The following is an 8981-nucleotide window of genomic DNA, read 5'->3' on the forward strand; positions in this document are numbered from 1 at the left end:
TGTATGGACGCTCCCCCATGTTTAACCGCAAAACCGCCAGGCTGGCAATCAGTGAACTCACCCGGGAAGACGGCGAACTGATGCTCGCTATTCTGAATGACCCGGACTTTATCCATAACGTGGCCGACCGCGGTGTGCGCACCGTGCAGGAAGCGCAGGACTATATCGAAAAGGGCCCGGTGGCATCCTACCGCCGGCACAACTTTGGTATGTACAAGGTAGCCTTGAAGGACGGAACAGCCGTTGGTCTCTGCGGCCTGGTCAAGCGTGACTTTCTCGATGACGTGGATATTGGCTATGCCTTTCTGCCGCAGTATCGCGGGCGGGGCTACGCCCTGGAAGCAGCACAGGCAGTGATGGATTTTGCCCGCAACGGCCTGGGGCTAAAACGTATCGTCGCTATTGTGTCACCGGCGAATCCGCGCTCTATCGCACTGCTGGAAAAGCTGGGCATGCGCAGTGAGGGTTGCGTTACTGTGCCCGACGACAATAAGGAAGTTGCGCTTCTGGCGTGGCAATCAGTTTAGACAGCTCGGGCGCGCAAACCGCGGCCAGGGAAAGTTCAGACGGGAAAAAGACGAGGCACCTCCAGATTTTTAGGGAAGGTCTGAGGGCCTCGTCGAAACCAAGAGAAGACTGATTGGTTGGAAGGTCAGCCGGGAGCCTGGCTCCCGGCGTCAAGCGCGTCTAAATCAACGGCAATCAATGGGCAGTGGCCTCACCGGCGCCTTTCGGGAAGCGGATATCCGCCACCAGCTGCTGCACATCTTTCGGCGCATCTGCGGTAAAGCGCGCGACCACCGTGGCTACCGCAAAGTTCACGATCATACCCAGGGTACCGATACCTTCCGGTGAAATACCGAACCACCAGTGGTCGGGGGTATTCGCCGCGGGATTGATGAACTTGAAGTAGACGATGTACAGCGCAGTGAAGGTGATACCGGAAATCATGCCGGCGATTGCACCTTCCTTGTTCATGCGTTTGCTGAAGATACCCATGATGATGGCCGGGAAGAACGACGATGCCGCAAGCCCGAAGGCGAATGCCACCACCTGCGCCACGAAGCCCGGTGGATTGATCCCCAGATACCCCGCAATCGCAATCGCCACCGCAGAAGCTATCCGCGCATAGGTCAGTTCCTGTTTGTCGGTGATATTCGGCATCAGGTTGCGCTTCAACAGGTCGTGGGAAATAGAGGTCGAGATCACCAGCAGCAGCCCCGCAGAAGTGGACAGTGCCGCAGCCACACCACCGGCAGCCACCAGCGCAATCACCCAGGCCGGCAGGTCGGCGATTTCCGGGTTGGCCATCACCATGATGTCGCGGTCGATTTTCATCTCGTTGCGCTCATCACCGGAGTAGAACATCTTGCCATCGCCGTTCTTGTCCTCCCAGGAAATCAGGCCGGTGGCTTCCCAGTTAGTGATCCAGCTCGGTGCTTCTTCATGGGCAGTACCCTGTGCTTCCGGTCCGTTGATGGTGTCGATCATGTTCACCCGTGCAAAAGTGGCGATGGCCGGCGCAGTGGTGTACAGCAGGGCGATAAACAGCAGTGCCCAGCCGGCAGATTTACGCGCGTCGCGCACCTTGGGTACGGTAAAGAAGCGCACGATCACATGGGGCAGGCCCGCGGTACCCACCATCAGGGCGGCGGTGATAAAGAACACATCAATGGTACTTTTGGTCCCCGAGGTGTACTCGGCAAAACCCAGTTCCGTGGACAATCCATCCAGCTTGTCCAGCAGGTAGGTACCGGAACCATCTGCCAGTTCGGAGCCAAAGCCGATCTGCGGAATCACGTGGCCGGTCATCATGATGGAGATAAAAATGGCCGGTACCAGGTAGGCGCAGATCAGTACACAGTACTGGGCCACCTGGGTGTAGGTAATGCCTTTCATGCCGCCGAGTACCGCGTAGAAGAACACGATACCCATACCGATGATGACGCCGGTGGTGATGTCCACTTCGAGGAAGCGCGAGAACACCACACCCACGCCGCGCATCTGCCCGGCCACATAGGTAAAGCACACAAACACCGCACAGATCACCGCCACGGTGCGCGCGGTGTTGGAGTAGTAGCGGTCGCCGATAAAGGCCGGCACGGTAAATTTACCGAACTTGCGCAGGTACGGCGCCAGGCACAGTGCCAGCAGCACGTAACCGCCGGTCCATCCCATCAGGTACACGGCGCCGTCGTAGCCCATAAAGCTGATCAGGCCCGCCATGGAAATAAAGGATGCCGCCGACATCCAGTCCGCTGCCGTGGCCATACCGTTGGCCACCGGGTGGACGCCGCCACCGGCAACGTAAAAGTCGTGGGTAGATCCGGCGCGGGACCAGATCGCGATACCGATGTACAGCGCGAAAGTGGCGCCGACAATCAGGAAAGTTAATGTTTGGATATCCATGATCTGCTCCTGCCCTTACTGGGTAAACTCTTCTTCGAGTGCTTCTTCAAACTCTTCCGGCTCTTCGTGATCCTCGTGCACGTTGTACTTGCGGTCGAGCTTGTTCATCTTCACCGCGTACACCACGATCAGCGCCAGGAACACATAGATCGAGCCCTGCTGGGCAAACCAGAAGCCGAGTTTGAACCCGCCGAGGCGGATCGTATTCAGCTCGTCCACAAACAGGATTCCGCAGCCGAAAGACACTGCAAACCAGACGCCCAACAAGGTGAGCATCATGCGCAGGTTCTCCTTCCAGTAATCTTCGGCGTGCTGTTCGGTTTCAAAACTCATAGGAGTACTCCTTCATTATTTTTATGGGTCAGAACACATATTTCATGGAAAACTGAAGGCGTTGCAAATCACCCTCATCATCGGTCAGCTGGCCGCTGACATTCTCAACCTCCTTGCTGGCAAAAATGTACTCGCCGCCCAGGGTCATTTTCGGGACCGGTGAATACAACAGGTTCAGGTGCAGGCTGCGATACGCCGCGGCAGTCATATCCGAAACCGTGTCCGGGTTATCCGCAGCGGTGGCGGATAGCACCAGGTTGCTGCGCAATTGCTCGTTCCAGAAATGCCGCAGGGCCACAAAGCCGCCGTGCTGGTCAATCAGGTTGATCTCTCCATCCGCCTCGATGATACCTGCACGGTAACTGTTGAGGCCAAGGTAACGGCCCAGTGCATTGCCGTAGCTATACATAAAGCGGAGGTCGTCCCGGCCCAACTGGTACTTGCCGGACAGGCTGACGGCGTAACCGCGGCGGGACTCCCGCTCACTGTCCGCTTCGTAGGCCAGCTCACGGCTCATGGAAGCGGCGGAATAACTCAGGTCACCCAGGCTGTTGTTGTAGCGCACCACAAAATCCGGGGTGCTGTTGTCGTCGTACGGATTTTCCGCGCCGTTGTACAGGGTAGTGGCCGGGTTCTCCGCCGCGAACTGCAGCTGCCCGCTGCCCAGTTTGTGCGAATAGCGCACCTGGGGTTGGCGCTCGAACAGGGTTCCCACCGGGCCGACAAAGTCCAGCCCCTCCGGCAGTGCGCCCACATTGAAAAATGTGGACCATGTCTGCCCCGCCAGCAGGCTGCGGCTGCCATCCATCTGCCAGTCCACATAGGCATGGCGCAGGCGCTGGGCGTAGGAGTTGCTGATGCGCTCGTCGCCCTGGCCGCCGGCCATGGCATCGATCTCCAGGTGGGTGTTGATGGCGCCGCTGCCATATTCCGAATGCGATTTGATAAACAGGCGCGAGGACTTGGCCTGAGCGTGGTACCGGGTATCGCCGCTGTCACCGCCGATCGGAATGGTGGAGGGCACCAGGAAGTCCTCGCCGATACCCGCGGTGGCCGAGCTGCCATCCGAGTAACTGCTGAAGTTGCTATCCAGTTTGACGTAACCGCCAATCTGGATCTGGGTTCCACCGAAGGTTTTCCTTTCCGGCTCCGGGTCCTGCACAGGTGCCGTCTGCTGCGCTGCGAGACGGTCCACCTGTGCCTGCAGCTCGGCAATGCGCTGCTGCAGTTCGGCCGCAGTGACCGATGCGGAATCTTCCTGTGCGGACGCCATCAGCGGGAGTGTCGCTGCGGTTCCACCTACCATCGCTATCATCATGATTGTGCGGCCCAAGCCGCGGGTATTTATTGTTATCGCCGGCATGACGTGTTCCTTTGAAGGTTGTTCGTCGAATACTGCTGGTATCGATCAAAGCGCCTTCCGTCATATCGCGGTATTAACCATTGGTCTAAATCCCCTGCAAATCTCGACCAATGTCTATGTGACTGATGATACCCACGCCCGTTTTTTCTGCATTTCGACTTTTGTCTAATACGCCCCGTCGGAGCCCCGGTGCCAGAATGCACGGGAGAGAAATAAGCACCGAGGACAGGCCCGTGAATAACCAATCCGACAACCAAGCCACTGTCTTTCCCGTTCCCGCCGCCTACGCGGAACAGACCCTGCTGAACGAAGACGCCTACTTCGAGCTGTACAACCGCTCGATCGAGGACAACGACGGCTTCTGGCGGGAACAGGCACAGCGCATCGACTGGATCAAACCCTTTAGTCAGGTAAAAGATGTGTCCTTTGCCAAGGACGACCTGCATATCCGCTGGTTTGCCGACGGCTCCCTGAACGTTGCCGCCAACTGCCTCGACCGCCACCTGGCGGAACACGCCGACAGTACCGCAATCCTGTGGGTGGGCGACGAGCCTGGCACCTCGCGGGAAATCAGCTATCGCGAGCTGCACCGCGATGTTTGCCGCTTTGCTAACGGCCTGAAAAGCCTGGGTGTGAAGAAAGGCGATGTCGTCACCATCTACATGCCGATGATTCCGGAAGCCGCGGTGGCCATGCTCGCCTGTGCGCGCCTCGGTGCAATCCATTCCGTGGTATTCGCCGGCTTCTCGCCGGAGGCGCTGGCGGGGCGCATGGACGACGGCCAGTCCCGCACCATCATCACCGCCAACGCCGGGCGCCGCGGTGGCCGCTCCGTGTTATTGAAACAGAACGTGGACCGGGCCGTATCCCTGTGCCAGGAAACCCGGGTCGAGAACGTGGTGGTGGTCAACTACACCGACGACCAGGTGGACTGGAACCCGCAGGTCGACCGCGACTATGGCGAGCTGGTTGCCGCCCAGAGCGACGATTGCCCGGCGGAGGAAATGAACGCGGAGGACCCGCTGTTTATCCTCTACACCTCCGGCTCCACCGGCAAACCCAAGGGCGTGCTGCACTCCAGCGGCGGCTACCTCACCTACGCCTCGCTGACCCATGAATACGTGTTTGATTACCGCCGCGGCGAGCGCTACTGGTGTGCCGCGGATATCGGCTGGATCACCGGCCACAGCTATATCATCTACGGCCCGCTGGCCAATGGCGCCACCACCGTCATGTACGAGGGTGTGCCCAACTACCCGGACGTGACCCGGGTGGCGCAGATCATCGACGACCACCAGATCAATATTCTGTACATCGCCCCAACCGCTATTCGCGCGTTGATGGCCGAGGGCGACAAGCCGGTTGCCGGTGCGCACCTCGACAGCCTGCGCCTGCTGGGCACCGTGGGCGAACCGATCAACCCCGAGGCGTGGAAGTGGTATCACCGCACCTTCGGCCGCGGCCAGTGTCCGATCGTGGACACCTGGTGGCAGACCGAAACCGGTGCCGCCATGCTCACCCCGCTGCCCGGTGCCACTGCCCTGAAACCCGGGTCAGCCACCCGCCCCTTCTTCGGCGTACAACCGGCGCTGGTGGACAACGAGGGCAACATCCTCGACGGCGCCAACGAGGGCAACCTGGTACTGTTGGGCAGCTGGCCGGGACAGATGCGCACCGTATTCGGCGATCACCAGCGCTTCGTCGACACCTATTTCAGCACCTTCGACAATATGTACTTCACCGGCGACGGCGCGCGCCGGGACGAGGACGGCTATTACTGGATCACCGGGCGGGTGGACGATGTTCTCAATGTCTCCGGCCACCGCATGGGCACCGCCGAGCTGGAAAGCGCGCTGGTGGCCCACGATGCCGTGGCCGAGGCCGCGGTAGTGGGCTACCCCCACGACATCAAGGGCCAGGGCATCTACATCTACGTCACCCTGAACGCCGACCAGGAACCCAGTGAGGCCATGCGCAAAACCCTGCGCGACTGGCTGCGCTCGGAAATCGGCCCCATCGCCACCCCGGATGTGATCCAGTGGGCGCCGGGCCTGCCGAAGACCCGCTCCGGCAAGATCATGCGCCGCATCCTGCGCAAGATTGCCGCGGATGAAACCGACCAGCTGGGCGATATCTCCACCCTCGCCGACCCCGGTGTGGTGGAGAACCTGATCGCCAACCACGCGGCACTGTCGGAAGCCGTGTGATCCGGGACTGCACCAATGGGTAGCTCCAATGGATTGACCCATTGGATTGACCCAATAGATAGCCCCGCTGGCAACAGCGGGGCTATTTCTGGCAAAAATTCCGCGCGCAGCAGCGCCATCCCAGCCTGCGCCCGGAAACTATAGAATTAAATAATAAGAACGGGCGGCAATTTCCGTGTACATTGGAAATATGGCCCCTCGAACCGAAGGGATGTAGCGATGAAATCTCAAAGTGATGCCGGGCAACCGGCGCACCAGTTCATTATTGCGGACGACCATCCGCTGTTTCGCGGCGCCCTGCGCCAGTCGATTACCCAGACCTTCCCGGATGCGGAAATTTTCGAGGCCAGCGACCTGCAGGGCCTGCAGGACTGCGTGGCCCGGCACCCGGACTGCGACCTGCTGTTGCTGGACCTGCACATGCCCGGTGCTCACGGTTTCAGCGGCCTGATCTTTCTCGCCGGCCAGTACCCACAACTGCCGGTGATGGTGGTCTCCGCCAATGAAAAACCCGAAATCATGTGCCGCGCCATCGACTACGGAGCCTGTGGCTTCCTGCCCAAGTCGGCGCCGGTGGAAATGATGGCAGAGGCACTGCAACAGGTCCTCGACGGGGAAATCTGGTTGCCAAAGGAAATTGCGGAGCGCTACGCGGCCGGCGAAAGCGGCACCGGTGAAACTGAAAACGAAGTGGCCGATGTCATCGCCACCCTCACTCCGCAGCAGTTTCGCGTTGCCACCATGCTCGCCGAGGGCCTGCTGAACAAGCAGATTGCCTACGAAATGCAGGTGACCGAGGCGACGGTCAAGGCACACCTGACCGCCCTGTTCCGCAAGCTGGAAGTGAATTCCCGCACCCAGGCGGTGCTGGCTCTCAGCAGCCTCGACGTGGAGCAGCCGGGCCAGTTTGCAGCGCCCCAGCGGCCCCCAGCCAAGCAGGAACAGCTCAACTGACCAGTTAACGGCGGGCGGGGCAATCCGCTACACCGATACCCGGCGCACCAGCCGCCGAATCAGGTTGCGCAGCGCCGCCGCCTTCACCGGTTTGGCGAGATAAAACAACCCCCGCTGCGCGGCGCTGTTGCGCACCTGCTCGGAAATATCCGCACTCACCAGTATGCCCGGGATCGCGGCGCCCCAGTGCTTGCCCAGCGCATCCAGCGCATCCACCCCGGTGGCACCGCGATCCAGGTGATAATCGACGATGGCCAGTTGCGGGGGCGTGGAATCGCTCCACACACGCAGCGCTTCCTCCAGGGAAGTGGCCGTTACCACGCGGCACCCCCACCCTTCCAGCAGACTGCGCATGCCCCGCAGGATATCCACTTCGTTGTCGATACACAGCACCGCGACCGCAGAGAGGTTGCCCGCCGCCAGGGACGTTTTTACCCGCGGTATTGCCGCAACCTGCACTTGTCCGAGGGGCACGCAAATACTGAACATGGAGCCGCGCCCGGGTACCGACCGCAGGCTGATGCGGTGGCCGAGCAGGTCGGCACTGCGCTTGGCAATGGCGAGGCCAAGCCCCAGGCCCTTGTCGGCACTGCGCTCGCTGCTGCCCAGGCGCACGAATTCATCAAAGATTTTTGCCTGCACGTCCTGTGCAATGCCGGGCCCGGTATCCCAAACCTGGATTTCCAGGGATTTTTCCCCGCATTGCCCGTCTGAGCCGCGGTGGCGCACGCCCAGCAGTACCCGCCCCCGGGTGGTGTAATGCAACGCATTGCTGAGGAAGTTCTGCAGGATACGCCGCAACAGGTGGCGGTCGCTGAACACCCAGGCATCGGTGGCCACATAATCCAGTTGCAGACCGCGCTCGCCGGCAATCGCCGAAAACTCGGCGTTGAGCCCGTCGAGCAATTGCCGCAGCGGAAAGTGCTCCCGCTTGGGGGTCAGGTTGCCAGCGTCCAGGCGACTGATTTCCCGCAGCGCCCCGATCAGCTGCTCCGCCGAGGTGAGCGCGCTGTCGATATAGTGAATATCGTCGCCCATTTCCCGCCAGCTACCCGCCGCCGCCTTTTGTTGCAGCGAGGCGATAAACAGGCGCGCGGCATTGATCGGCTGCAACAGGTCGTGACTGGTATGGGCGAGAAAGCGGGTCTTGGCGCGGTGCAATTCGCGGATCTGCACTTCTGCCTCGGCGCGCCGGCGGTTCTCCTGCTGCAGCGCGAGGTTACTTTCGGAAAGCTCCGCGGTGCGCTGCAGTACCCGGTCTTCCAGGCCGCGGCGGGTTTGTTCAAGGGCATCGACCGCAGCGCGATACTCACTGATATCGGTAAAGGTGGTGACAAAGCCGCCACCGGGCATGGGCGTACCGCGCACCTCCACAATCGCGCCGCTGGGCAGGCGACGTTCAAAACGGTGCGCGCTGCCGTGGCGCAACAGGTCCAGACGCCGCTGTACATGCTCCTCCAGCACCTGCGGGTCCTCACTGTGGCCATACAGGCCACGCTCGGCATTGTGGCGATACAGCGACGCCACCGGACAGCCGATATAGAGCAGCCGCTCCGGGTATTCGAAAAGCTCCAGGTACTGGCGGTTCCAGGCCACCAGGCGCAGATCTGCATCCACTACGCTGATCCCCTGGCTGATGGTCTCCACCGTGGTCTGCAGCAGTTCCTGGCTGAAGCGCAACCGCTCCGAGGTACTGTCCACCAGTCGCGCAATAT

7 protein-coding genes are annotated in these 8981 nt (G+C 60.8%); 3 read left to right on the forward strand and 4 right to left on the reverse strand.

What is annotated here, in order from left to right; translation table 11 throughout:
* The first annotated feature begins 17 nt into the window (after positions 1 to 17).
* Complete coding sequence (locus tag QZ511_RS08070; protein ID WP_295801465.1) at positions 18 to 527, forward strand: GNAT family N-acetyltransferase; 510 nt, start codon at positions 18 to 20, stop codon at positions 525 to 527.
* Between the two features lie 175 nt (positions 528 to 702).
* Here the strand turns inward: QZ511_RS08070 and QZ511_RS08075 are convergent, their stop codons facing one another.
* Genes QZ511_RS08075 through QZ511_RS08085 form a run of 3 tightly spaced genes read right to left on the reverse strand, consistent with a single transcriptional unit; the run spans position 703 to position 4060 of the window.
* A complete protein-coding gene (locus QZ511_RS08075) occupies positions 703 to 2409 on the reverse strand; it encodes a sodium:solute symporter family protein (protein WP_295801467.1) in 1707 nt (568 codons plus the stop codon).
* 15 nt (positions 2410 to 2424) lie between these two features.
* Positions 2425 to 2742 carry a DUF4212 domain-containing protein gene (locus QZ511_RS08080; RefSeq protein WP_295801469.1) on the reverse strand — a complete coding sequence of 106 codons (318 nt, stop codon included), beginning with the start codon at positions 2740 to 2742 and terminating at the stop codon, positions 2425 to 2427.
* 28 nt (positions 2743 to 2770) lie between these two features.
* On the reverse strand, positions 2771 to 4060 hold the full coding sequence (locus tag QZ511_RS08085) for a DcaP family trimeric outer membrane transporter (RefSeq protein ID WP_295801471.1): 1290 nt from the start codon (positions 4058 to 4060) through the stop codon (positions 2771 to 2773).
* A gap of 278 nt (positions 4061 to 4338) precedes the next feature.
* Here QZ511_RS08085 and acs point away from each other — a divergent pair, with 278 nt between their 5' ends.
* Positions 4339 to 6312, forward strand: a complete 1974-nt coding sequence (gene acs, locus QZ511_RS08090) for an acetate--CoA ligase (RefSeq protein WP_295801473.1) — start codon at positions 4339 to 4341, stop codon at positions 6310 to 6312.
* Between the two features lie 219 nt (positions 6313 to 6531).
* A complete protein-coding gene (locus tag QZ511_RS08095; protein ID WP_295801475.1) occupies positions 6532 to 7266 on the forward strand; it encodes a response regulator transcription factor in 735 nt (244 codons plus the stop codon).
* Between the two features lie 27 nt (positions 7267 to 7293).
* On the opposite strand, the gene QZ511_RS08100 is transcribed toward QZ511_RS08095, so the two are convergent.
* Positions 7294 to 8981 (reverse strand): PAS-domain containing protein (locus QZ511_RS08100; protein WP_295801476.1); only part of this gene is annotated, 1688 nt, incomplete at its 5' end.

Source organism: uncultured Microbulbifer sp., assembly GCF_913055755.1.
Lineage (GTDB): Bacteria > Pseudomonadota > Gammaproteobacteria > Pseudomonadales > Cellvibrionaceae > Microbulbifer.

Excerpts from the sequence above, each read along its gene's own strand:
- QZ511_RS08070 (WP_295801465.1), top strand. The coding sequence starts at position 18 with ATGTTTAACCGCAAAACCGCCAGGCTGGCAATCAGTGAACTCACCCGG.
- QZ511_RS08075 (WP_295801467.1), bottom strand. The coding sequence starts at position 2,409 with ATGGATATCCAAACATTAACTTTCCTGATTGTCGGCGCCACTTTCGCG.
- QZ511_RS08080 (WP_295801469.1), bottom strand. The coding sequence starts at position 2,742 with ATGAGTTTTGAAACCGAACAGCACGCCGAAGATTACTGGAAGGAGAAC.
- QZ511_RS08085 (WP_295801471.1), bottom strand. The coding sequence starts at position 4,060 with ATGATGATAGCGATGGTAGGTGGAACCGCAGCGACACTCCCGCTGATG.
- QZ511_RS08095 (WP_295801475.1), top strand. The coding sequence starts at position 6,532 with ATGAAATCTCAAAGTGATGCCGGGCAACCGGCGCACCAGTTCATTATT.